The sequence below is a fragment of the Trichococcus sp. TS_SC_9 genome, from assembly GCF_056156325.1.
Window position 1 is genome coordinate 1,516,249 of sequence record NZ_CM149591.1, and the last position, 24,533, is coordinate 1,540,781.

At 47.6% G+C, this 24,533-nt stretch carries 20 protein-coding genes; 15 read left to right on the plus strand and 5 right to left on the minus strand.

The features are described 5' to 3' along the window. The first annotated feature begins 20 nt into the window (after positions 1-20). The 10 genes from AC0J5I_RS07375 to AC0J5I_RS07420 all read left to right on the plus strand — a co-directional run bounded on the left by AC0J5I_RS07375 (position 21) and on the right by AC0J5I_RS07420 (position 10,501). Positions 21-254, plus strand: a complete 234-nt coding sequence (locus AC0J5I_RS07375; protein ID WP_068559151.1) for a thioredoxin family protein — start codon at positions 21-23, stop codon at positions 252-254. 173 nt (positions 255-427) lie between these two features. Beyond that, on the plus strand, positions 428-979 hold the full coding sequence (gene arsD / locus AC0J5I_RS07380) for an arsenite efflux transporter metallochaperone ArsD (RefSeq protein ID WP_475305341.1): 552 nt from the start codon (positions 428-430) through the stop codon (positions 977-979). A gap of 13 nt (positions 980-992) precedes the next feature. Then, positions 993-2,744, plus strand: a complete 1,752-nt coding sequence (arsA, locus tag AC0J5I_RS07385) for an arsenical pump-driving ATPase (RefSeq protein ID WP_475305602.1) — start codon at positions 993-995, stop codon at positions 2,742-2,744. Between the two features lie 93 nt (positions 2,745-2,837). Then, the gene (locus AC0J5I_RS07390) at positions 2,838-3,182 is read left to right on the plus strand and encodes an ArsR/SmtB family transcription factor (protein ID WP_475305345.1); all 345 of its coding nucleotides are present in this window, start codon (positions 2,838-2,840) and stop codon (positions 3,180-3,182) included. Between the two features lie 51 nt (positions 3,183-3,233). Further along, a complete protein-coding gene (gene arsB, locus AC0J5I_RS07395; RefSeq protein ID WP_475305349.1) occupies positions 3,234-4,319 on the plus strand; it encodes an ACR3 family arsenite efflux transporter in 1,086 nt (361 codons plus the stop codon). A gap of 29 nt (positions 4,320-4,348) precedes the next feature. After that, complete coding sequence (locus tag AC0J5I_RS07400) at positions 4,349-6,016, plus strand: FAD-dependent oxidoreductase (protein ID WP_475305354.1); 1,668 nt, start codon at positions 4,349-4,351, stop codon at positions 6,014-6,016. A 144-nt stretch (positions 6,017-6,160) separates the two neighbouring features. Further along, complete coding sequence (locus tag AC0J5I_RS07405; protein WP_475305358.1) at positions 6,161-7,360, plus strand: MalY/PatB family protein; 1,200 nt, start codon at positions 6,161-6,163, stop codon at positions 7,358-7,360. Between the two features lie 381 nt (positions 7,361-7,741). Continuing rightward, positions 7,742-8,440, plus strand: a complete 699-nt coding sequence (locus AC0J5I_RS07410) for a zinc metallopeptidase (RefSeq protein WP_475305362.1) — start codon at positions 7,742-7,744, stop codon at positions 8,438-8,440. Between the two features lie 215 nt (positions 8,441-8,655). Next, the gene (locus AC0J5I_RS07415; protein WP_475305366.1) at positions 8,656-9,261 is read left to right on the plus strand and encodes a TetR/AcrR family transcriptional regulator; all 606 of its coding nucleotides are present in this window, start codon (positions 8,656-8,658) and stop codon (positions 9,259-9,261) included. A 49-nt stretch (positions 9,262-9,310) separates the two neighbouring features. After that, complete coding sequence (locus AC0J5I_RS07420) at positions 9,311-10,501, plus strand: YcjF family protein (protein WP_475305371.1); 1,191 nt, start codon at positions 9,311-9,313, stop codon at positions 10,499-10,501. A gap of 75 nt (positions 10,502-10,576) precedes the next feature. Here the strand turns inward: AC0J5I_RS07420 and AC0J5I_RS07425 are convergent, their stop codons facing one another. Both AC0J5I_RS07425 and AC0J5I_RS07430 read right to left on the minus strand, forming a co-directional pair. Continuing rightward, entirely contained in the window at positions 10,577-11,815 is a 1,239-nt protein-coding gene (locus AC0J5I_RS07425; protein WP_475305373.1) for an MFS transporter, read from the minus strand. 248 nt (positions 11,816-12,063) lie between these two features. Further along, a complete protein-coding gene (locus AC0J5I_RS07430) occupies positions 12,064-13,221 on the minus strand; it encodes an ROK family transcriptional regulator (protein WP_107994834.1) in 1,158 nt (385 codons plus the stop codon). Between the two features lie 435 nt (positions 13,222-13,656). On the opposite strand from AC0J5I_RS07430, the gene AC0J5I_RS07435 reads away from it, so the two are divergent. Next, positions 13,657-14,397 (plus strand): sulfite exporter TauE/SafE family protein, encoded by a 741-nt coding sequence (locus AC0J5I_RS07435; protein ID WP_475305380.1) that lies wholly within the window; start codon positions 13,657-13,659, stop codon positions 14,395-14,397. 73 nt (positions 14,398-14,470) lie between these two features. On the opposite strand, the gene AC0J5I_RS07440 is transcribed toward AC0J5I_RS07435, so the two are convergent. Next, complete coding sequence (locus AC0J5I_RS07440) at positions 14,471-15,811, minus strand: DUF1576 domain-containing protein (RefSeq protein WP_475305384.1); 1,341 nt, start codon at positions 15,809-15,811, stop codon at positions 14,471-14,473. A gap of 357 nt (positions 15,812-16,168) precedes the next feature. On the opposite strand from AC0J5I_RS07440, the gene AC0J5I_RS07445 reads away from it, so the two are divergent. Then, positions 16,169-17,185: a Gfo/Idh/MocA family oxidoreductase gene (locus AC0J5I_RS07445; RefSeq protein ID WP_475305387.1), complete on the plus strand. Its 1,017-nt coding sequence runs from the start codon at positions 16,169-16,171 to the stop codon at positions 17,183-17,185. Between the two features lie 359 nt (positions 17,186-17,544). On the opposite strand, the gene AC0J5I_RS07450 is transcribed toward AC0J5I_RS07445, so the two are convergent. Continuing rightward, positions 17,545-18,363 (minus strand): aldo/keto reductase, encoded by an 819-nt coding sequence (locus AC0J5I_RS07450; protein WP_475305391.1) that lies wholly within the window; start codon positions 18,361-18,363, stop codon positions 17,545-17,547. A gap of 198 nt (positions 18,364-18,561) precedes the next feature. Between AC0J5I_RS07450 and AC0J5I_RS07455 the strand changes: the two genes are divergently transcribed. From AC0J5I_RS07455 to AC0J5I_RS07465, 3 genes are all read left to right on the plus strand, one after another. Next, a complete protein-coding gene (locus AC0J5I_RS07455; protein WP_475305394.1) occupies positions 18,562-21,423 on the plus strand; it encodes a DUF3427 domain-containing protein in 2,862 nt (953 codons plus the stop codon). A gap of 205 nt (positions 21,424-21,628) precedes the next feature. Next, a complete protein-coding gene (locus AC0J5I_RS07460) occupies positions 21,629-22,792 on the plus strand; it encodes a M20 family metallopeptidase (RefSeq protein ID WP_475305397.1) in 1,164 nt (387 codons plus the stop codon). 273 nt (positions 22,793-23,065) lie between these two features. Beyond that, positions 23,066-23,563 (plus strand): hypothetical protein, encoded by a 498-nt coding sequence (locus AC0J5I_RS07465; RefSeq protein ID WP_475305401.1) that lies wholly within the window; start codon positions 23,066-23,068, stop codon positions 23,561-23,563. 208 nt (positions 23,564-23,771) lie between these two features. Here the strand turns inward: AC0J5I_RS07465 and AC0J5I_RS07470 are convergent, their stop codons facing one another. Continuing rightward, on the minus strand, positions 23,772-24,368 hold the full coding sequence (locus AC0J5I_RS07470) for a helix-turn-helix domain-containing protein (RefSeq protein WP_159072121.1): 597 nt from the start codon (positions 24,366-24,368) through the stop codon (positions 23,772-23,774). Between the last annotated feature and the right edge of the window lie 165 nt (positions 24,369-24,533).

The window sequence follows — 24,533 nt, forward strand, 5'->3', positions numbered from 1 at the left end:
GAAGCAGGAGGAATATCATCATGGAAATCAAAATCTTGGGCATTGGCTGCAAAAATTGCGTGAATCTGGCCAAAAACACGGAAGAGGCATTGAAGGAACTGGGGATGGAAGCGACCATCACAAAAGTGACCGACATGAAGGACATCGCGAAATACGGCATCATGCGCACCCCGGGATTGGTCATCGACGAGAAAGTCGTCTCCTACGGTAAAGTCGCCAGTACAGAAGAGATCACAGAATTGCTGAAAAAATAGAAATTTTCAGAAGTGCCGGATTGGAAAATGTTCTCCGCCGGCACTTTTTTTACGCATTTTCCATTTTATCATTGACTATAGATAGAAGGAATTCTATATTATAAAAGTGACTAAAAATATTTAGGCTTTGAAGAGCTGCTCCAAATAAAAAACAATCAAAGGGGAAATGAATCATGACAAACATCACTATTTTTGAACCAGCAATGTGTTGCAACACAGGGGTCTGCGGACCATCCATCGATCAGGATCTATTACGCATCACCGCTGTAATGGACGCTCTGGGAGGTTTGGAAAATTACGAAGCTTTGCGTTATAACCTGTCCAGCAATCCGGACCAGTTCGTTCTGAACAAAGCCGTCAGCGAAAAGCTACAGGCTGAAGGCATGGATGCTTTGCCGCTGACAGTGGTGGATGGACAAATCGTCAAAACCGGAGGCTATCCGACAAACGACGAAATCACTGAGTACATCGGTGTCCGCTTCATCGAAGAGACTGAAGATTCTTGCTGTGGTGGGGGTTGCAGGTGTGGCGGTTCAGAGGAATTTGACGAAGCAGAAAAAGTAGAAACCGAAGAAAAAGAAGAGTCAGGTTGCTGCGGCGGCAAGGGTAATAAAGGCGGCTGTGGCTGCGGTGGACAGAGTCGCCATCATCACCACCACGACCAACATGAGGAAGTGAGCCAAGAGAAAGGCTCTTGCTGCGGCCGACAATCAGGTTGCTGCTGAGGGAGACAAAATGATGGAATCTTTTAAACCGAGCAATCAGCATTTGACGAAATACCTTTTCTTCACTGGAAAAGGCGGGGTCGGCAAGACATCGACAGCCTGTGCCACTGCAGTTGACCTTGCGGACAGCGGCAAAAAGATCATGTTGGTCAGCACGGATCCGGCAAGCAACCTGCAGGATGTTTTCGGCAGGGAATTGACCAATAAGGGAACGGCCATCCCGGAAGTGCCGGGTCTTACGGTCGCCAATTTCGATCCGATCAGCGCAGCGAACGATTACATGGAAAGTGTGGTCGGACCCTACAGAGGCTTGCTTCCCGAAGCTGCCATCGCGAACATGGAGGAGCAACTTTCGGGATCCTGTACGGTAGAAATCGCTTCTTTCAACGAATTCGCAGGATTTCTGACCAACAACGAGACGAAAGAGCACTTCGATCATATCCTATTCGATACGGCCCCAACAGGTCACACATTGCGCATGCTGCAGTTGCCGTCCGCTTGGAGCGATTTCCTCGATAAGAACACGACCGGTACTTCTTGCATGGGCCAATTGTCCGGTCTGGGTGATAAACAGGAGATGTACCGCTTAGCTGTGCAGACGTTGGCTAACGAACAGGAGACGACTCTGCTTTTGGTGACGCGCCCTCAGATCGGTCCCATTTTGGAAGCGGACCGGGCATCACGGGAGTTGCGCGAAATCGGCATCCGCAATCAACGTTTGCTTGTGAACGGATTGTTGGAAGAACCGAATGATGATATCTCCATGAATATATTCGAAACCCAACAACAGGCTTTGGCTGCCATGCCGCCCCAGCTGAAGGGATTTCCGCAATTTGGGATTCCGCTGCGCACCTACAATGTGACAGGAATCGATAATCTGCGCATGTTGCTGCAATCAGATCAGCCGAAACAGCAAACTGAAGCCCACATCAAGCCCAATTTCCCGAATCTGCAGCAACTAGTGGACGATTTTGCGTCGAGCAACAAGAAAGTCATCTTCACGATGGGGAAAGGCGGCGTCGGTAAGACGACGATCGCCGCTGCCATCGCAACTGGCCTGGCAGCAGCAGGCAAAAAGGTCCATCTGGCAACGACCGATCCGGCTGCCCATCTGGAACAAGTCATTTCGGAGTCGGCAGACATCCGATTGAGCCGAATCGACGAGAAGAAAGAACTGCAGGACTATACGGAAGAAGTCCTGCAGCAAGCGCGCCTGACGATGTCGGAGGAAGATTTGGCCTACATCGAAGAAGATCTACGTTCGCCGTGCACCCAGGAAATCGCTGTGTTCCGCCGCTTTGCGGAAATTGTAGATACTGTTGATTGCGACGTGGTGGTCATCGATACAGCCCCGACTGGCCATACCTTGCTGCTGTTGGATTCCTCGCAGAGCTACGCGAAGGAAGTGGAACGCTCCTCCGGGGACGTACCTGCAGCTGTCCGCAATTTATTGCCGGTCTTGCAGGACCCGCTTCAGACTGAAGTTGTGATGGTTACACTGCCGGAAAATACGCCGGTTTATGAATCCTTACGGTTGATGAAAGATTTGGATAGGGCAGGCATCGCCCATACATGGTGGGTAGTCAACAACAGCATGCTGACAAGCGGCACGACCAATCCGGTATTGGCTGCCCGAGCACAAAGCGAGCAACCTTGGATCGACAAGGTCAATGATGTTTCACAAGGGCATTTTGCTGTGGTGGAGTGGTCACCGATTCCTTTGAAAGGCAAGGAAATCTCTTCCTTGCTTAAGAACGGAAAATAATAGAAAACCCAGAGATCAGCGTTTGTCTATCTCAGGGGTTTCATTTATACTATAAATAGAAAAACTTCTATATTAAAAGGGGCATCAGCAATCATGGATTATGAAAATTATGCAAAAGTCGCAAAGGCTTTGGCTGACCCGAAGCGCGTCAAAATTGTCGATATGCTTTCCTGCGGGGCCATGTGTGCCTGTGACATACTGGAACATTTCGATTTTACCCAGCCAACTTTGTCCCATCACATCAATCTGTTGGTGAAGGCGGGACTGGTGACGACGGAAAAATCCGGAACGTGGCATTATTACGACCTGAATAAAGACGCCTTCGAAAAATTCAAGGCGGACACAGCAGAACTGATGGCCAACACACCGGCATGCGTCTGTGAACCTGTCCGGTCAAAAGCGATGTGCGGAACAGAAGAAAAAGAACTGATCAAATGACGCAAAATAGTGCTGTAAAGAGCGCAAAACAATAAATGGGGGTATAATAAAATGAGTGGAAAAGAGCAAACAAGCATTTCGTTCTTCAATAAATACCTGAGTATCTGGGTAGCAATCTGTATGGTGGTGGGGGTTTTGGTTGGTAAATATCTGCCGGCCGTACCTGAGTTTTTCGGGAAATTTGAATATGCGAATGTCTCAATCCCGACGGCCGTATTGATTTGGGTCATGATTTATCCGATGATGATGAAAGTGGATTTCCAAAGTATCCGGGATGTGGGGAAAAATCCGAAGGGCCTGTATGTTACCTGGGTGGTGAACTGGCTGATCAAACCATTTACTATGTACGCTATATCCGCCTTTTTCTTCTTTGTCGTTTTCAAGAATTTCATTACGCCCGAGTTGGCGACGGAATATTTGGCCGGTGCTATCCTGTTGGGTGCCGCACCATGTACAGCTATGGTTTTTGTCTGGAGCCAATTGACAAAAGGGAATCCAGCGTACACAGTCGTCCAGGTTGCGACCAACGATCTGCTCATCTTGGTTGCCTTCATTCCCATCGTCAAATTTCTCTTGGGCGTAAGTAATGTTGTTGTACCATGGGACACTTTGATCCTGTCCGTCGTTTTGTTTGTAGTAATACCATTGGTCGGAGGCGTCTTGACCCGAATTTTCATCACAAAGAAAAAAGGAGTCACTTATTTCGAGAAGGACTTCCTTTCGAAATTTGATGGCGCGACTACCGCGGGGCTGTTATTGATGCTGATCCTGTTATTCTCTTTCCAAGGAGAGGTCATTCTGGAAAACCCATTGCACATTTTGATGATCGCCGTGCCTTTGACCCTACAGACTTTCCTGATTTTCTTCATTGCCTATTTTGCAAGTAAAGCTCTGAAACTTCCATATAATATTGCTGCACCGGCAGGCATGATCGGCGCATCGAACTTTTTTGAATTATCTGTTGCGGTTGCCATTGCGTTGTTCGGAATGGATTCTCCGGCAGCTTTGGCGACGGTTGTGGGCGTCCTGACGGAAGTGCCTGTGATGCTGATTTTGGTGAAAATCGCCAATTCGACAAGACACTGGTTTCCCGAAGAAGAAAAAAGTGTTGTGAATCCTGTAAAAACGGTAAAATAATCCATCTTATCTGAAAAGGAGAAATTATTATGAAAATCATCGTTATCGGTTCGGTAGCTGCGGGGACCTCAGTAGCAGCCAAAGCAAGAAGAAATACGGAAGAGGCAGAAATTGTCGTCTACGATCAAGGTAAGGACATTTCTTATTCCGTCTGCGGCATCCCTTACAAAATCGGTGGAGAAGTCGAATCGTTGGATAGCTTGACGCCGCGCAACGCAAAGTGGTTCAAGAAAAGATACAACGTTTCCGTATTCACGGAGCACCGGGTGACAACAATCGACCATGACGCAAAAAAAATTCAAATCAAGGATTTGGTGACAGGCGAAACGAAGCATGACGACTATGATGTGTTGGTCCTTGCGACGGGCGCTTCACCGATGACGCCGCCGCCGTTCAACCAAGCTGAATATGAGAATGTTTTCCACGTCCGCAATATCCAGGATGTGCGCGATATCGAAGGGTATGCAGCTGCCAAAAATCCGGAAAAAGCACTCATCATCGGCGCCGGGTTCATCGGTCTGGAAATGGCCGAACAGCTTGTGCATAAAGGCTGGGATGTCACCATCGTTCAGTTGGAAAATCAAGTAATGCCGCCGATGGATGCAGATATGGCTTTCCGAGTGGAAGAAGTGCTGATGGCCAATGGCGTGCATATGCATCTGGGCGATACGGTCAAGACCATCGAAGGTGATGGTACAGTCAAAAAAGTGGTGACGACAAAAGGCGCCACCATCGAAACGGATATCGTCATCCTGGCAGCCGGAGTGCGCCCGAATACCCAGCTGGCGAAGGAAATCGGCGTCACAATCGGAGCGACAGGTGCAATTGCCGTCAATAGCAAAATGCAGACAAACCTTGCGGATGTTTATGCGGTCGGTGATGTCGCAGAAAGCTTCTCCGTCATCACAGGCAAGCCAATCTACCGTCCATTGGGCTCTACGGCCAATAAAATGGGACGCATCGCCGGTGATGTGATTACAGGTGGAGATCTGGAACACCGGGGCGTATTGGGTACCGGGATTTTCCGCGTATTCAATCTGCATGTCGGTCAGACAGGCATGACCGAAAAAGAAGCGAAGGCAGCAGGCTATTCCGTGGAAATCCTTTACAATATCAAGCCGGACCACGCCGAATACCTTGGCGGCAAGGAACTGATCATCAAGGCATTGGCCGATAAGGCTACTGGACGCGTCTTGGGCGCTCAAATCGTAGGAACGCAAGGTGTGGACAAACGGATCGATGTCCTCGCAACGGCCATCACCTTCAAGGCGAAAGCGGAAGACCTGTTCCACTTGGATCTGGCCTATGCACCACCATTCGCAACGACAAAAGACCCTATCCTATATACAGGCATGGCCTTGGATAACGCCTTGCACGGAAATCCTTTGATGCCGCCGGCTCAGTTGGTCGAAACGCAGCATAAAGGCGAAACTATCCAGGTGGTCGATACACGTTCCGCCAAGGACTTCGAGAAGGGCCACGTCCAAAATGCAATCCACATCCCGTTAGGGGAACTAAGGACACGCGCCGGTGAGCTTTCCAAAGATATCCCGACAGTGACTTACTGCAACAAGGGCGTAACCGGAAATGCCGGTCAGAACGTCTTGATCAATTTAGGCTTCCAGGAAGTCTACAACCTTTCCGGCGGCAATAAGAATTATCAAAGTTACCTCAAAATGCTGAAGAGGAAAAGCTGAAAGATGAGCCGCTGAATGTATGTGAAAAATGGAGGATCCAAAACGGATTCTCCATTTTTATTGCATTAAAATCTGATTAGGGGTGGCAATTGTCAAAACGAGTGATAGAATGAAAAGTAAGTCAAATGTTGGGAGGATGCATTTATGAATTATGATTTTGAAACGCCCGTCAACCGGAGCAATACCGGGTCCGAAAAATGGGCAGCCATGTACAGAAGCAATCCGAATGTGAGGAAGGATGTTTTTCCTTTTTCTGTAGCGGATTTGGACATAAAGACAGCACCGCAGATCGTCAAAGGACTGCAGGAATATATCGAAACAGCCGTAATGGGCTATGATCTGCCGACCGAAGACTATTACCGCGCCATCATCAACTGGATGGGGAATCGCCATGCGTGGGAAATCAAGAAGGAATGGATCATCTGCACACCGGGCATCATTGCGGCGTTCTACTCCGCTATCCGAGCGTACACGGAACCGGGCGACGGAGTCCTTTACATGGGGCCGGTCTATTACCCGTTCATGAAGTCGATCAAGAACACGAAACGCAAGCTCATCAACAATTCGTTGGTCCGCAACGGCGATCGCTACGAAATCGATTTTGATGGTTTGGCGGAAAAAGCCAAAGAGCCGAACATCAAACTGATGCTCTTTAGCAATCCGCATAATCCGGTCGGCCGCGTCTGGACCAAAGCGGAACTGGAGAGAGTGGTCGACATCTGCGCCGCCAATGATGTCGTGATTTTGGCGGATGAAATCCACCACGATCTGATCATGCCCGGGCATAGCTTCACGCCGATGGCAGCCATATCGGAAGCAGCAGCGGACATCTGCATCACGGCAACCGCCGCCAGCAAGTCCTTCAATATCGCGGGACTCCGCAATTCCAATGTCATCATTTCGAATCCGGAGCTCCACACGGCATTCAAGATGGATATGGAAATGACCGGCATCGGCGGAGGAACCAATGTCATCGGCTTGAAGGCGACAGAAATCGCCTATACGGCAGCCGAGGACTGGCTGGAAGAATTCAAAGCCTTGATCTGGCATAACCACGAAGTGCTGAAAGATTTCCTAGCGAAGGAACTGCCGGAAGTGACCGTCTTTGATCTGGAAGGGACCTACCTGCAATGGATGGATTTCAGCGCCTTCGGATTGTCGCACAAAGAATTGGAAACCCTCACGGAGCAGGAGGCGCAAGTCTTCCTGGATGAAGGCTACATCTTCGGAGACGAAGGCCGTGGATACGAAAGAATCAGCCTGGGTGCCCCTACGAAAACGCTGATGGAAGCGATGCAGCGCCTGGTCACAGTCATGCAAAAATACCGGAAACACAATCAATAGAACTGGGGGCTGTCTCATTGCGGGGCAGCTTTTGGTTTGGAGGAAACGTAGGTTGCAGCAGCAATCCATCGAGCCGTAGCGTAGCGCGCTGCTCCGGTGATCGGAGGCTTGGCCGGAGTTCAGCCAACATTTTTTGTGTTCTCCGATGAGGCCAGCTTCCCCGGAGCTGAGGTCGGAATTCAGTCGCGTCCTCCGGCGGGCGGACCCTCGCCGGAGCAGGGGCTACCTCCAGCTGATTTCCTCTGGCCAACCAGAATCCGATGTTGCAAACAACGGATATCTAAAGAATTTGATAAAATTACACGACCGTAAGCATTCTTCACCTTTTCTTCATAATCGGATGCTATACTGTAGAGTAAATAAAAGAAAGGTTGATGAGACATGTTGTATCCATTCTTCGATAGCACCTATATATTGATCATCCTCGGTATCGTGGTTTCCATGATTGCTTCGGGATTCGTCAAACGTACCTTCAATACCTATAACAAAGTGAAAAGCCAAAACGGTTACACCGCTACGGATGCAGCACGCTTCATCCTGGAGCAATCGGGCATCCATGATGTGCAGATCGAACGCGTCCGTGGGGATCTGACGGACCACTACGACTCGCGCGCCAAAGTGCTGCGTCTTTCTGATACGACAGCCAACTCGACTTCGGTTGCAGCTATCGGTGTCGCTGCCCATGAAGTCGGTCACGCGATCCAGGACCAAAAAAATTACATTCCGTTGCGCATGCGTGCAGGTTTGGTCCCGGCCGCCAATTTCGGCCAGATGCTTTCCATGCCGATGATCATGATTGGCATGTTCGCAGGCATGAACCAGACGTTCCTCAATTTTGGGATCCTCTTCTTCTCGTTCAGCTTCTTGTTCCAAGTGGTCACATTGCCTGTCGAATTCAATGCATCCGGACGCGCGCTGAAGATCCTGTCGAAAGGTGGCATCCTGAACGCGCAAGAAGTGCCGAAAGCCCGCAAAGTTCTTGTGGCAGCAGCCATGACATATGTCGCGGCTGCCTTCATGAGCTTCCTACAACTGCTCCGTCTGCTGTTGCTTTTCGGCGGCGGAAGCAACGACGATTAACCAACAGGAGCGCGATTAGTCCGCCTTCCATCCGAAAAAGCTGCTTCGGTCCATTCCAACGGACCAGAGCAGCTTTTTTTTTGTTGTGCTGGATCCCCTGAAAGGCGGCCATTTAACTTGTTATCTTGGGGTGGCTATACTATAATCATGTTAGCATTTTGGAAGTCTATATCAAGAAAGAGTTCCAAATCAGACTCTGGAAGCAGGAGCTACTAATGAATCCTAATAAACAATCGCAAGACAAGCGCGTCATAGCCACAAAGAAAAATCTTTTGCATGCATTGATAACACTGCTGGAAGAAAAATCCATCGAAGAAGTGACGGTGAGGGAACTTACCGGACGGGCAAAAGTGAATCGGGGAACTTTTTACCTGCATTACGTAGATAAACATGATCTGTTGGAGAAAAATATCGATGCGCTGATCCTGGAACTCCAGGACAGAGGGAAAGCCATCACGAAAACGGTTTTATCCGATGCAGCAGAAATAGAATTCAGGCAAATAACGGTTGAGGCGTTCACGGATATATTCAGCTACATCAAACAAAATGAGCGCTTCTTCAGCGTTCTTTTCAACGGGCGAAGCAGCTACTCCTTTCCGCTCAAATTCAACACCTATTTGAGGGGACGTTTGGAAGATCAGCTCCGGTCGAAAAAAAACGTCATACCTTATGAACACTGGATCACAGCCGTTTCCTTCGCCTATCAGGGCATGATCTACTCCTGGGTGACGAACGGCATGAAAGACTCGCCGGAGCGGATGGGGGAGTATGGGTATTATTTCATTTCCCAAAGCGTGGTGGAAATAACCAGAGGAACGTGATCGTTCCGTAAATTAGCATGTTTGTGTTTGAGCGACAGGAGGAAGCGTCATGGGAAGAGGAAACCTTGATTTGAATGTGGTCCAGGAGATACTGAACAAGACAAAAGAAGAAGTGGAAAACATGCACCCTGTCAATATCCTGCTGGCGGGGAAGACGGGTGTCGGGAAAAGTACGCTGATCAACAATGTCTTCCGGGAACGGATGGCTGAGACCGGCATCGGAAAACCTGTCACGAAACATCTACGGCGGATTGCGAAGGAAGGCATGCCGATCGTGCTGTACGATACGCGCGGGCTGGAATTGGGCCATCCGATCCAAACCGAAGTCAAGAGGGAAATCATCGAGACCATCAAGCATAGCCAAAAGGAAGGGTCCGATAAGGCGATCCATTTGGTCTATTATTGCATCAATGCGCATTCCTCCCGCATCGAGGAATCCGAGATCGCCTTCATGGAAGAATTATCCGGTCTGCTGCCGGTGCTGGTCGTCCTGACGCAATCGATCGGACAGCCTGCTACCGAGCTGAAGAAATACATCGAAAACCTAAATTTGCCGATCGCCGGGGTGCTGAACGTGATGGCGGAGCCCTATGCGATCACGGATGCGCTGGTGCTTCCGCAGAGCGGATTGAAGGAATTGATCGAGCGGACGTTTGCGGTGCTGCCGGAGGAGACGAAAGAGGCTTTTAACAACGCCCAACAAGTGGATATTGCGCGTAAAGCGAAAGCATCCCGAAGTTGGGCGACCAAATATATCGTGACCACATTCGGTGTCGGTTTCACGCCGATTCCTTTTTCCGATGCGACTGTCTTGGTGCCGATGCAGATCGGCATGCTGGCCCACATCACCGCCATCTTCGGCATTTCGATGGACAAAGCCACCATCACCAGCGTGATCGGCGCGGTTGGCGGAACAGGGGGAGCCACTTATTTGGGGCGGTACATCGTGTCCAACTTGCTGAAGTTGATCCCTGGTGCGGGGACGCTCGTTGGAGGGATCATCAGCGGCGCCACGGCTGCGGTGCTGACGACCGCGTTGGCGATGAGCTACATCGAGGTGCTGTCGGTCGTTGCGAAAGGCGAAAAGGACGGAAAGTATCCGGACCTCAGCAACATCGAGACGCTGATGCGCGAAAAAATGCAGGAACGGCTCAAAATGGGGACCAAGGATCAGGACGTCAAAGAGGTCCTGGACAACCTGAAGAAGAGCAATCCATTGAAAAAATGGCTAAAAAAATAGAAAAAACAAAAACGCGGACAAATTTGTCCGCGTTTTTGTTTTGGGGCCGGAACTCCGGCCAAGACATACCTTATTTTAGATGCCTGTTACGTTAAGCGGCTGTTTTAACGGGCCATTTTTCAGGGCGAAAAGGTAACAGAATCCGTAAATGACGCTGAGCGCCATCATCGCATACATCCCAATTGCATATGAACCAGTCACATCGTAAACGGCTCCCCAAAGCGGGCCAGAGATGGACATTCCGATGGAAGGCGCCATACCAAGGATGGACCAGATGCGCGGATAATCCCCGATACCGAAGACTTCACTCACGACCAAAGGGGTCAACACTGCGGGTCCGCCGAGCCCGAATGCGAGGATGAACATGACGATCGACAAGGCCAGGAAAGAGCGGGTGGTCGCAAGGAAGAACAAGGCGATCACCATGCAGAAAACGACAACTGTAAGGGTGATGGTCGAATCGATTTTGTCATTGATGGCTCCCACCGAAATGTTGGCGATGATCATGCCAGCCATGACGAGCGAAAACAATGTGCCAACCTGTCCGGATGTGAACTCCAGGCCACTGAAGTGCGCCGGCAGATGTTGCATCATTCCGCCTCCGAAAGCGGAAAGGAAAATGCCTATGAATAGGATGTGAAACGGTTTCATCTTTTTGGCTTCTTCATAAGGGATGGACAGATCATGTAGAGGTTGATTATTTTCGCTTAGAGCCGACAATTCATTTCCATAAGCGGTCAACCCGATGCTGTCCGGCTTTTCAACCAACAAAAAGAGGGCGTTTGGTACAGTTAAGAGCGCGAAAAGTCCTGCAATCAAAAAATAACCCATGCGCCAACCGAAATTATCCAGAAATGTCGGCATGATCATCGAAACGATGGCTCCCGCAAGTCCTCCAGAGGCATTCAACAAGCCCATCATCAATCCTTTTTTGGCGGTGAACCAATTGTTGATCAACAAAATCGCCAGAAACATGGTGATCGGCATCATGAACAGACCGAGGAAGATGCCGCCCAGATAAAATTGCCATAAACGGGTGGCGAATGCCAACCAAACAAATCCAAGCGAAACCCAGAGACCTCCTCCGATCAGCAAGCGCTTTGCGCCAAATTTAGGTAGAAATTGTCCGATCAGGGGAAGCACGAAGACACCGGTCAAAGTCGACAGGCTGATGTAAAGCGAAAAGGCACTGCGAGTGAAACCTAATTCCGTGGTGATCGGCTCAACGAAGAAACCAACCGCATTCCCGGCAATGTACATGGCCATGATCAAAAAGGCTGCAGATAAAAAAGATAGATAGTGGCGTAAGGTCATATAATAGTTCCTCTCTACATTAAAATTAATGAAATATGATCCATGTCAGGTTTTTCATATAATAAAAAGGCATTCCACGATATGGAATGTCGTTTCGTGAAACCGAATACATGTATCTGCATATAAAATTCTATATTAATAATCAACAAAAAGCAAGAGACTGTCAAAAAAAACGTCACACCCCGAAGGATGTGACGACAGAAAGAGCTATTCAATTTGTTGGGATTACGCTCCAGGCATCCCAAATTTCAATCCTCAAAATGCAACTGCAATTGCGGAACCTGGAAGAAATGCTGGAGGGCCAATGCGATTCCGCCCAGAAGTGCGCCGTTTTTCCCCAGTGTGGACAAACTTACCGGAACGTTTTGTCCGGATTTTCGGTTCAATTCCGTTTGGATTGCGGTCACACATTCCGGCAATGCCCTGAAGAGATCGCCATTCAGATAGACTTTTTCTGGATCGAACAGGCTGACGACGTTGCTGATTGCGATGCTCATATGCAGCACGAGATGTTCCACTACGTTTTTGGCATCTTCATCGCCTGTTTTGTACAAGGCAATCAGATCGGCTAGCTTAAGTGCGGGATCCTTCTTCAGGTCCCTGATTTCCGCAACCAAAGCACCCGTTGAACAATATTGGTTCAGGCAACCTTGTTTGCCGCAATCGCAGTCTTTTCCGAATGGATAAAGGATTGTGTGCCCCAGATTGCCTGCCAAGCTGTTTTTGCTTCGGAACAACCGGTTCTGCAGTAAAATCCCGGAACCAATGCCTTCATCCAGATCGATACTGATGATGTTCCCCGGAGAATGAGCGAATACCGCTTCGGCTATAACAGCCAGATTATTCTGGTTCTCCAGAAAAATCGGGCAGTCGATGGCGTCACTCTCCAAGTGTTTGGCGGTCAGATGCTCTAACATTTTGTTAGTTGATGCTACTATCTCATCTTCATGCACAAAGCCGTCGATGGAGACAACAATACCCACGAAGCGAAATGGCGTCTTATTGAGGTTCTTCCGGTGGTAGATGACCACTTCCTCGATGCTGTCGATGATATTGCTGGCCTCAACTTTTCTGACCAAATCGTATTGCGCGACGATTTTACCTTGAAGATTGCAGACGAGAGAAGAAATCTTTGTTTGTGTAATGGTCAAACTCATCGCGTATCCGCCATTCGCGTTCACCTTCAATAACACCGGTTTTCTCCCGCCAACAACAGAACTTTGACCTGTACCGAGTTCGACGACAAGTTTTTCCTTAAGCAGTTTTTTGACAATTTCAGATACGGTTGCCTTATTGAGTCCGGAATCATGAGAGATGGCTGCTCTGGAGGTATTGGGATGATTGATGATTGCTGTCAAAACGATGGTTTCATTCTGTTCCCTGATTGTGTTACGGTTGACGATCATGGTGTGTCACACCCTTTACAGATTTTTTTTGAGTTTTGGGCGCAAGAAAGGTGATGGATCTGAAAAATATACAAGGAAAGGCCATCCTGAAGCAAGGTCGAACACGTTTCAGAAAGTCTATCGGATGTGGGAATATCTTGCATAGTCGTCAGAAGTGTACTGGTGAAGGCGGTTATAAAAATGGTTATGAAGGAAGTGGGCTCGGTGAAGAGCGATGGTGGGGGGAACAGTCATTGTGGGCATAAGTCTTTGGTTACATTTTAACACTTTTTGCTGTTGAGTGCGAGGTTTGGATGACCGCCAAACCCAATTCACACGTACTTTTTTTCTAGTAACCGAAGTGATTAAGCGTTTTCCGGATTGTGGTCTCTGAGTCATTGTCATTTTTGGGGATAATCGGTAAAATGAAAGAATCGTTGGAGGGGGGGTTACAGAATGTTGGGTTTGAACGGGATTGAATGGGTGATGTTGATCATTGCCGCGATCATCATCGGTTTTTCGAAAACAGGCATACAAGGTGCGACAATACCGGCAGTGGCACTCGTTGCGGTTTTGTTCGGCGGGAAGGCGTCAGCCGGAATTATGTTGCCGATGCTGATGCTGGGAGATCTGATCGCCATCTTTCAGTACGGCAAACAAGGTAAATTCAGTGACGTCCTGAAATTGTTGCCTGCAGCCGTACTTGGTATTGCCATAGGAGCCATCACGGGCAATTATCTCGATGACAAGCAGTTTAAAGCTTTATTGGGTATCGTCGTGTTGATTTGCTTGGGGCTGTTGGTCTACAGAGAGGTGGCCAAAAGAGTTTTACCGCTTCCGAAAAATCCAATCTTCCACTGGATGGTCGGGGCTGTCAGCGGTTTTTCATCGATGGTCGGGAATGCGGCCGGGCCTATTTTCAACGTCTATTTGCTGTCGCAGGACATCTCCAAGAACAAGATGATCGGAACAACGGCCTGGTTCTTCCTGCTGATGAATATCGTGAAATTGCCTTTCCATATCTTCATGTGGGGCACCGTCACCTGGGGAACGCTCCGGTACATGTTGCTGATGATTCCGTTCATCGCATTCGGCAGTTGGATGGGAATCACTTTCGTCAGGAAGATAAACGAAGTGTGGTACAAACGCATCATCATGATCATGACCGCGATTGCGGCGATTCGTCTGTTCATATAAAAGTAAAAAGCGATGCCTTATGAACGAGTTTGCTCCGTTCATAAGGCATCGCTTTTGTTTTCCAAAAAATTAGCTACTTAATGTGTTCGACTTCTACTTCATCAGCCGGATCGACTGGCCCACGCAAAGCGCGTTGGTTGGCCCGGTGAAGGTGGAAAGCTTCCAGGATCGGAACCAATATCGAAGCGACGAGTCCGCCCGAAAAGCCATTATTGTAGAGGTTGACGCCGCCATGGAGATAGCCGATATTCATGACCAACGTCAGATGCATGGCCCCCGCGATGATGCCCGCTATGTTCCCATAGCGACCCGCCAACGGTGCCAAGGTTGTACCGAACAGTGCCGAAATCAAGACGATGGTTGACTGATTGTCCTGATAGTTGAGTCGGCCCATCAGTGTGACCCCAATCAGAATCGGCAGGACATTCTTGACGTTTTTCCCGAAGGCTCCAAAGCCTATGACTGTGAAGATTCCGCCCAAAACGGGACCGTTGATTTCTCCACCCATTAAAAGAATGTAAGTCGTAGATAGGAATCCAAGCAAGGACATGTTAATGAGCGTCGCACCCAAACCGCCAAGCTCCAGGTAATCAGTGGACAATTGGCCCGAATGACGCATGATTCGCTTTAACCCCTTGAAGCTCCATCCGTTGAGCCACAAGCCAATCAGGAACATGCCGCTGAACAGTGAATAGAGCATCACTGAAAATGGGCCGTTGTAGCCGCTGGCAAGGATATTTGCTGTTTTGATCTCGAAACCGAAGTTGCGCATCAAAGAGATGAAGACCGTTCCGATGATGCCGCAGGTGAAGCCGACGTTATAGAGGCTGAATCCTCTTGTGAAGGTAACGAAATGATGCGCTAGTGGGGGAATCAGGAAGCCGGAAATGAAACCGGCGCCAAGCCCCAGAAGCACACCATAGGGTTGACCGATGCCGAGGCTGAAGGAGAGTTCACTGACCAACGGTGCCAAGGCAGTCCCGAAAAGGGCGGCCAGCAACGATTTGTGCATCGGGACTTTTGTGACTCTTGCATAAGTGAAGGCACCGATGCTGATCGGCATGGAATTGAATAAGTTCTTACCAAAAAAGGCGAATCCCGCTATCGTCAAAATGCCGGCTATAACCGGACCGTTAATCTTGGCATCCGCCATCCGGACAATCCAGATGGCCTGCAGCGTCATCAACGAAACGTTGAATAATGCCGCTCCGACGTTCGTCAATGCCATGTAATCCGTAAACAGATTAGCCGGAGAGGCCAAGATGGTGAGGTTGCCTTCATAAATTTCCCGTGGGCTGTTGAACAGGAAGGCCACACCACCCATCAATAAGGCAAATCCTATCAATAAGCCGAATTTTAATTGCTCGGAGAGTTCCTCTTCGCCACTCATAGTAGGCTGTCTTTTCTGTATCATTAGTGTCCCCCAATCTTATAGTGTTGAAACTGATAAATGAAAACGGAATATGGAAATTGCTGTTTGTCGTGACTGAAAGAACCTAATCTGACAAACTCATGTAAACGTTAACTTACATTTAATTATACAGGGCCGGAGCGACTCTCACAATATTTATTTTCAACTTTACTAAAATCAACTAATATTGCAACAGGAAATACACAAATGGAACAATCTGCGCTGAACATTTGGTCCAAAAGAAAGCACCCCATCTAAAAAAGGGCGCACTTTTGTACCGATTCAGCCCGGATTGGTTTACATTCGGATATATACCGCTACAATATAGAGAGAAGATACAATCATTTAGGGGGAAGAAATATGCTGACAATCGGATACATCGGAAACGGAAAAAGCACGAATCGTTATCATCTGCCGTTTTCTTTATCAAGAAGCAACATTAAAGTCAAAACAATCTACAGCCGGAATCCGGAGAAGAGCGATTGGGAAAAAATCGAAGGCATCCAGTATACAGGAAATATTGCAGATGTACTGGAGGATGATGACATCCAATTGGTGGTAATCTGCACGCATACGAATTCCCACTACGAGTTCGCTAAACTGGCTTTGGACCACGGCAAAAATGTGCTGGTCGAAAAACCGTTCATGCCAACTTCCGAAGAGGCCGCCGCTATTTTTGCCTATGCGAAAGAAAAGGGTTTGCTGGTCCAGTGCTACCAGAACAGACGCTATGATTCGGATTTTCTGACCACGCAGAAAGTCATCGAAAGCGGCAAATTAGGCGATCTGTTGGAAGTCGAGATAGCAATCGATTATTATCGCCCGGAAATCCCTTTAGCGATCGACAGTTTTACGAAGGATACAAGTTACCTTTACGGAATCGGCAGCCATACAATCGATCAAGTCCTTTCCTATTTCGGCAAGCCGGACAAAATCCACTATGATGTGCGCCAATTGTTGGGGCCGGGCCGGATGAACGATTACTTCGATTTGGATTTCCACTATCAGAATCTGAAGGTTTCCATCAAATCCAGCTTCTTCAGACTGAAGGAGCGTCCGAGCTTCGTCGTTTACGGCAAAAAGGGTATGTTCGTGAAACAGACCCGAGACCGTCAAGAAGAGCACCTGAAAATATTCCACATGCCGAACAATTCCGATTTCGGTGTCGACCTGCCGGAACATTACGGGGTTCTGACATATATGGATGATGAAGGCGTCTACCACGAAGAAAAAGTTGTCTCCGAAAAAGGCGATTACGCCAGAGTCTATGACGATCTGTACAACGCAATCGTGAACGGTGCGGAAAAAGTCACCAAGGATGAAGAGACCCTGCTGCAGATGGATATCATCGAAACAGGCATAGAGGGTATGGTCTAAAGAGTATGATAGTGAAAGAACCCAGTGTCGGCCTCATAGGGGGCGGACACTGGGTTCTTTGTTTTTTTGATTGTCCGGTAACCGTCTTTGCGGACGTTTTGAGTCTGGGTAGGGAACCGCAACTCCGGCGGGCGGCGCCTCTCCGGAGTTAGGCCAACATTCCGTTTGCGTCCTCCGATGAGGGAAGCCTCGCCGGACTTGCGGCTGAAAATTACCGAAGAACTTCGGTGAGCGTACGCCTCACCGGAGCTGCGCACTCGCATTGATTGCTATTTTTCGTAAAAATTATCACCTGTAAAAATAGAAAAAACCTTAAAATGGGTATGAACGCCCACTTTAAGGATTTTTTTGTTGAGTATTTAGTTTGCGCGGACATCCTTCATTGCATCCAAAATCGCCACATCTTCCGGTGAAATGGTGAAATCAAGCTGTGCATTTTCGATGATGCGGGCCTCATGCGTAGACTTCGGCAAAGGCAAAGTATCCTTTTCCAAACAGTAACGGATGGATAACTGCGCCGGCGTTACATCGTATTTTTCAGCCATTTGCTTGATTTCCGCGCTATCCAGAATCGCACCGGTAGCTAAAGGTGAATAAGCTTCAACCACGATTTTGTGCGTTTTGCAGAAAGTCAGCAGGTCTTTTTGGTCGCGGCCGATGTAGAAAGGAATCTGGTTCGCCATCGGGATGATGTCGCAGTTGTCCAGGATCGCTTGCAAGTCTTTGATGGAGAAGTTCGAAACCCCGATTGCGCGGATCCGGCCTTCGTCATAGAGCTGTTCCATGGCTTTCCAGACTTGGATGTTGCCTTCGGTGCAGTCTTTGCCGATCTCGTCCCATGGCCATGGTGCATGGATTAAGTAAAGGTCCAAGTAATCCAGACCAAGATTGGTCATAGTTTCTTCGAAGTGTTGCAGCGCGCCGTCGAAATCCTTGATTTGCGCAGGCAATTTGCTGGTCACGAACACTTCTTCGCGCGCAATACCGAAATCGCGGATCGCTTTTCCCACATTTTCTTCGTTGTGATAGGCATGTGCCGTATCGATGTGCGTATAGCCGTTCTTCAAAGCCATCGTCACCGCCGCATGGGCTTCTTCGTTGGGGATTTGCCATGTCCCGAAACCGATAGAGGGAATCGTCACACCGTTGTAAAAAGTGAATACGTCTTTATTTGTCATTAAATAACCTCCTGATATGATAACGTTTACTATTATTCAGTTTAGAGTAGTTGAGGGCAGATGTAAAAGAATACACCTCGCAATCCAAAAAACGATATAAATCAGATATGCGTAAATAGAATAATTATTGCGACATGATCTAGTAAAATATTATCGGTATGATAAACTGGTGAGTAAAGACACAAGTGAGGTGGAGCCATGTATTCGTTGATTACCAACAGCAAAAAAGGGACCTTGTTGGATGAATTAGTCCAATCGTTGGAAACGTGCCAACGCTTTTACCTGAACGTGGCCTTCATCAACTTTTCCGGACTGCAATTGTTGCTGGATCCGATCCGAAAAGCGGCAGAGAATGGTGCGTCCGGAAAAATATTGACCGGGACTTACCTGAACTTTACGGAACCGTATGCGTTGACCCGATTAAAAGCATTCCAGCATATCGATACCCGCATCTTTGTCGCCACTAAACAAACCGGATTTCACCCAAAAGCCTACATTTTTGAATATACTAATTACTACAAAATCATCGTCGGCTCTTCCAACATTACCCAAAGCGCCTTGAAAAGCAACATCGAATGGAATCTTCAGATCATCACCAAGGACGGCGATGAGGACGAGCAATTCATTTCGGAAATTATGGAAGCCTACAACCTGATTTGGGAAAGCAGCGAAATATTGGATGATGCCTTCATCAATGATTACGCAAGTTTCTTGATGGATCGCAAAAAAGATCTTGTTGTCCAAGAGTCTTATCCTATGGTTTTCCAATTCACGCGCGGACCGTCGATCAAACCAAATATGATGCAGGAATTAGCGATAGAAAAGCTGATGCGGCTGCGGGAAAAGCACCAGGAGAAGGCGTTAGTGGTGGCTGCCACTGGAACCGGTAAAACGTTCCTAGCTGCTTTTGATGTGAAACAGGCAAAACCAGAGCGGCTTTTATTTCTGGTGCATCGAGAAGACATCCTGCATAGTGCGATGTCTTCCTTCAAAAAAATCATCAATCTGAAGGATAAATCGACCGGGATTTTATCCGGAACATCCAAAGAGCATCAGTCTGATTATTTGTTTGCGACGATCCAAAGCATGAAGAATATTTATGCAGAATATGATCCGGGGCACTTCGACTATATCATCGTGGATGAGGCGCATCATGCGACCAGTCCGAGATATATGGAGGTTCTCGAGCATTTTAATCCCAAATTCCTGTTAGGGATGACTGCGACTCCGGAGCGGACGGATGGCGGTAACATCTTTGACCTGTTCGATAACAATGTACCGGTTGAAATCCGGTTGCGCGAGGCTTTGGAATACGATTTGTTGGTGCCGTTCCACTATTTTGGCATCACCGATGAATCGGGTGTCGATTTAAAGGATTCGGAAAATCTGACGCCTGATCAAATTGCAAAGCGCCTCAGTGTTCATCGAAGGGTAGATTTTATCATCGAAAAAATGAACTACTATGGGCATGATGGCTTGAAACGAAAAGCGTTAGGCTTCTGTATGACGATTGCGCATGCAGAATTTATGGCGGAGGAATTCAATAAACGGGGTATCCCAAGCATCGCCTTATCCGGTGGCGATAAAGTATCCAGAAGAGAAGCCTACACGAAGTTACTGGAAGCGGAAGATTCTGATCTGGAAGTGATCTTCACCGTGGACATTTTCAATGAAGGAATCGATATTCCCGGCGTCAATCTGGTCATGATGCTGCGGCCGACCCAATCTTCCATTGTGTTCACACAACAATTGGGACGTGGCTTGCGCAAAAAAGACAACAAGGAATTCCTGACGGTCTTGGATTTCATCGGCAATTACAGCAAAAGCTTCCTGATCGCGATCGCTCTGAACGGGCGCCGCTTTTACGACAAGGACAGCGTCAAGACGTCAGTGAAACGCAATTTCTCGGATTTGCCGGGAGCGACCCATATCCAGTTGGACGAAATCAGCAAACAACAGATTCTGGAGCAAATTGATTTTGAGAACTTTTCTACTCTGGCCTATTTAAAGAATACGTACAATGAATTCAAAAACTTGAATAACGGAAGAATTCCTTGGCTATTGCAGGATTATTTAAAAGTCGATGCCGCACCAGACCCGGTTAAATTCTTCTCCAGATCGGGTAAATTTAAAGCGAAGAACTACATCGAATTTTTGGATAAAGTCGAGCCGAATAATGAACTAGTGATGGAATTGCAAGGTAATCCTTTATTCATGGCCATGTTGACTGATTTGTCTCAAAAATTACCTTTAGTTCGGCTACATGAAAATATGATCTTAAACTATTTGCTGACAAGTGAAACATGTAGTTTGGAGACAGCAAGAGCAGAATTACTAGAGTATTTGGATACAGTCGATGACGAGACCATTCTGCATGCTTTCCGTACCTTGAATATGGAATTTTCTGATAAAGGGGAATTGAAATCTGCAAGACCATTGGTGACTTTGGATGATAGGAATATGTTGCATCGGACGGAAGAATTTTCAATCATCTTGGCAGATGAACAGTATCGTCCTTTTATCGAAGATGTCCTGCATTACGGCAGAATGCGCTATTTAAAAACATTTGGCTCAATAAATTATGGCATCCCGCATTTGAAACTCTACGAAGAGTACACAATGAAGGACATCGCCATTGTTTCAAACTATAAAAAAATACATTCTTCCTTCCGAGGACAGGGCGTGCTGAAAAATGATGAAATCAATCATTACTTCTATTTTGTGGACCTTCATAAAGGTGACGACGTAGAAGAACGCGTGAACTACAAGGATAAGTTCATCAACACCAAGCAGTTCCAATGGGAATCGCCTAACTCCACAAAAGTAGACTCTGACCGAGGGCAAGACTTCATCCATGCGGAAAAACGAGGCGTAACCTTGCATTTGTTCGCGCGGAAATTCAAACAAATCGATAATGTGACATCCAAATTCATCTATTTAGGTAAAATAAATCCATTGTCATACCGAAATGAAAAACCGATTGAGATTCAATATAAGCTGCAAAACGAAGTGCCGTGGGAGTTATATCAAGAGTTTGAACCGGAACTTCCCATCAAGTAAATACATTTGGTGCAAGACTGCCGGGAACTGTAGCTGTGATTCTAGGCGAGCTACAGCTTCCGGTATTTGTCTGCACACATGCGAATGAATCTGGTTTCGTCAGGAATGGCGACAACCAATGTCAGGGTTAATTTGAGAACGCTTTTAAAAAACGGTATATTTTAGACAGGGGTGAATGTTATAATTTCGCCAAGGGGGAATGTTCATGGGCTTCGATAGGAATCAGTATTTACGTGAATTGGAGACGATTGTCAATATCGACAGTGGCAGCAGAAATTCTGCGGGCACACGAGAAGTGGCGGCGTTTTTGGAAGAGAAATATAGGCAGCAAGGTTTTCTGACTGAGCTGGTTTCGGTCGGTCCGGAAGTTGGGCCGGTGCTGGTGGCGACGAATGCTCCGGACGAACCCATCGATTTACTCTTCATCGGCCACACTGATACTGTGTTCCTGGATGGGGAAGCGAGCAGACGGCCTTTCAAGATAGAGGGAGAGCGGCTTTATGGGCCTGGCGTCTATGACATGAAGGGCTGCAGCCTGTTGACGGCTTATTTGCTGGAAAACTTGCCCGAAGAACTGAAGGGGAACCTCAATATCTGTGTGATCCACAATCCGGATGAGGAGATCAGTTCCTTTTATTCCCGCGAAGTGATCATCGAGAAAGCGAAAACTGCCAAGTTCGCCTTCGTCATGGAGCCGAGTTCAGCGGACGGTTCGATGATCAAGGAAAGGAAAGGCATCGAAAAACTGAAGATCCATTTCAAGGGCCGGCCCTCCCACGCCGGTGATGCTCCCCAGGAAGGGCGCAGTGCCATCAACGAACTGGCTCATTGGATCGTTCGCATGAATACCTTGATCGATTACGCTGCCGGTGTGTCTGTCAATGCGGGCACGATCCAGGGCGGCAGCGTACCGAATGTCGTTCCCGAGCACGCCCAGATGGAACTGGACTACCGTTACTCAAACCCCGCGGACGTCACGGCCTTCTTTGATATGCTGGAGGAACTGCAGGCTCATGCTGCCGAAATGGAGATTGGCATCGACATCGAAGTAATTGGCAAGCGTCCGCCTATGGTCGACGTTCCCGGAGCGAAAGCTTTGCGGAGCGTCTTCGAGGATGTCGGCAAGCGAATGGGCACATTCGTTTCGTTCAAGAAATCGGGAGGCGTATCCGACGCTAACTTCACGACTAGTGTCGGGGTTCCGACGGTCTGCAGCATCGGTCTGATCGGCGGTGCTTTCCATACCGATCATGAATATGTGGAGCTGAATTCCATTTTGCATCGCTTGGATCTTTTGACGGCAGTCATAGCAGAAATGAGTCAGCGGAAGATGTTCTGCGAAAGCGCAGATCGGCTTTCCATTATGTGAACCCCAACGATTCAGACATGAAAAAATATAAATTGAACAGCAGCGCGAAGGCCATTATCTGGTCCTTAACGCTGCTGTTTTTTTTAATGGAAGGCGCAGTGTTCCGCGGCGGAAATACTTGCCGAAGCACACCGGAAGAACAGCACTTTTACCGCTCCAGATGCGATAATAGAGGTATAGCATTTCAGCCGTAAATACCGATTTGTGCAGACTGCAGTTCGTGCAAATCAGTGATTGGATAATTCCGGGGGATTAAGCAGAAGGAGTGGTAACATGGTGAAGATTGGTGAGAAGACAGTTGTGTCCGTAACGTGCCAAGATGTTATTCTGCAATTAGCTGAGCAATATTGTTCTGAAGGCGAGTACCTTCATTTCGGGATGAAAGAGAATCCGAAAAAATATGTGTTGGTGACCGATGAAAAAATATATCTGATCAAATCCAAAGAGATGGCGGATGATAAGCATAAAGAGGATGTTTTCAGTATCCAATATACGCAGATGCGAAAAGAGGAATTAAGGATGAAGTTTGATGGCTGGTTTGTGGAAATGTCCACCAACAGCCCCACGAAGAAGGAGCCTCATTTTCATGTCATTTTGGACAAAATCCAAGGCTTGCATCCTGAAGAAAAGGAAATTTCCAACGAGAGTCCGCAACCCGTTTTGCCGGATTATCTGGATGCGGAAATCAGCTGCTTAAAAGAAATATTGGCGGAAGGCCTCATCACGCAGGAGGAATACGAGAGTGTGAAGGACAGACTTTCGGAAATGTGACCAAGCAGTCTGTTTCGCGGAGTCGCGATACAGAATATATAAAAGAAAAACATGGATCTGCCTCGTTTCGAGACAGATCCATGTTTTTTGGAGTAGCGTGTTACTGGTGTTGTCCGATACTTATGGATTATCGGACAACTACGGGTGAAAGCAAGCTATGATTGTCCGATACTTAAAGGTTATCGGACTCCTTATTATGAAATTAAACTCAGACTGCCAAGCTTGTTCTTTTGAATGTGTTGAACTGGTCGCGCAGAAGGGCGCGCGTCAGGTGATCTTCAAAAGTCACGTTCAGATTCGGCAGTTTTGCGATATTGTAGATGTCGTTTGTATCTTCCACGAGCACCCAATTATTCAATACTTTTACGACGATGGAGGAAAGTGGTTCTGCATGGCTGCACTTGAACAATGTATCATCCACAAATTTTTTGAAAGGATTGGCCAGTTGCGTTTCCGGCAGCATGTTCTCCGCCAAGTCCAAGGCATTATCCCGATAAATTGTGAATTCTTTCTCATAAACAGGTGGGGATTGTTTGATGAGTTCGTAATCCCGTTCCTTAATGTAGGCCAAGGCATCCTGATAACCTTTGCGGTATTCCTTAGTCGATTTGATGCCGCTGTTCATGTAGGTTTTGGCTGCGATGACTTCTTCCAATGAATCTTCAGGGATCAACCAGCCCTCTTTGTTGCTGAATTTCACGGCATCCTTGATTTTTCCTTTGCGGATCCATCTGCGCACCATTTCTTCTGAATGGGTAATATTTTTTTTGCTGAGTATTTTGACTGCTTCGGCTACGGTAAGCATTATTCATTCCTCCGTTATTACTTGTTTAGTTGACTCTATAGTAGCATTAAGCTTTCGGGATGTGGTGTTTCTTTTGTGTACTCCCAAACATAGTACAGTGAAAAAACACTTCTCGGATGCAAAAAAGTCTAATGCACCAGTACAGTGTTTTTTTACTGTTCAAAA

Coding starts and splice junctions, on each gene's coding strand:
- arsB (WP_475305349.1), top strand. CDS start 3,234: ATGAGTGGAAAAGAGCAAACAAGCATTTCGTTCTTCAATAAATACCTG.
- AC0J5I_RS07425 (WP_475305373.1), bottom strand. CDS start 11,815: ATGACCTTACGCCACTATCTATCTTTTTTATCTGCAGCCTTTTTGATC.
- AC0J5I_RS07455 (WP_475305394.1), top strand. CDS start 18,562: ATGTATTCGTTGATTACCAACAGCAAAAAAGGGACCTTGTTGGATGAA.
- AC0J5I_RS07375 (WP_068559151.1), top strand. CDS start 21: ATGGAAATCAAAATCTTGGGCATTGGCTGCAAAAATTGCGTGAATCTG.
- AC0J5I_RS07415 (WP_475305366.1), top strand. CDS start 8,656: ATGAATCCTAATAAACAATCGCAAGACAAGCGCGTCATAGCCACAAAG.
- AC0J5I_RS07460 (WP_475305397.1), top strand. CDS start 21,629: ATGGGCTTCGATAGGAATCAGTATTTACGTGAATTGGAGACGATTGTC.
- arsD (WP_475305341.1), top strand. CDS start 428: ATGACAAACATCACTATTTTTGAACCAGCAATGTGTTGCAACACAGGG.
- arsA (WP_475305602.1), top strand. CDS start 993: ATGGAATCTTTTAAACCGAGCAATCAGCATTTGACGAAATACCTTTTC.
- AC0J5I_RS07410 (WP_475305362.1), top strand. CDS start 7,742: ATGTTGTATCCATTCTTCGATAGCACCTATATATTGATCATCCTCGGT.
- AC0J5I_RS07405 (WP_475305358.1), top strand. CDS start 6,161: ATGAATTATGATTTTGAAACGCCCGTCAACCGGAGCAATACCGGGTCC.
- AC0J5I_RS07450 (WP_475305391.1), bottom strand. CDS start 18,363: ATGACAAATAAAGACGTATTCACTTTTTACAACGGTGTGACGATTCCC.
- AC0J5I_RS07465 (WP_475305401.1), top strand. CDS start 23,066: ATGGTGAAGATTGGTGAGAAGACAGTTGTGTCCGTAACGTGCCAAGAT.
- AC0J5I_RS07445 (WP_475305387.1), top strand. CDS start 16,169: ATGCTGACAATCGGATACATCGGAAACGGAAAAAGCACGAATCGTTAT.
- AC0J5I_RS07435 (WP_475305380.1), top strand. CDS start 13,657: ATGTTGGGTTTGAACGGGATTGAATGGGTGATGTTGATCATTGCCGCG.
- AC0J5I_RS07390 (WP_475305345.1), top strand. CDS start 2,838: ATGGATTATGAAAATTATGCAAAAGTCGCAAAGGCTTTGGCTGACCCG.
- AC0J5I_RS07440 (WP_475305384.1), bottom strand. CDS start 15,811: ATGATACAGAAAAGACAGCCTACTATGAGTGGCGAAGAGGAACTCTCC.
- AC0J5I_RS07430 (WP_107994834.1), bottom strand. CDS start 13,221: ATGATCGTCAACCGTAACACAATCAGGGAACAGAATGAAACCATCGTT.
- AC0J5I_RS07470 (WP_159072121.1), bottom strand. CDS start 24,368: ATGCTTACCGTAGCCGAAGCAGTCAAAATACTCAGCAAAAAAAATATT.
- AC0J5I_RS07420 (WP_475305371.1), top strand. CDS start 9,311: ATGGGAAGAGGAAACCTTGATTTGAATGTGGTCCAGGAGATACTGAAC.
- AC0J5I_RS07400 (WP_475305354.1), top strand. CDS start 4,349: ATGAAAATCATCGTTATCGGTTCGGTAGCTGCGGGGACCTCAGTAGCA.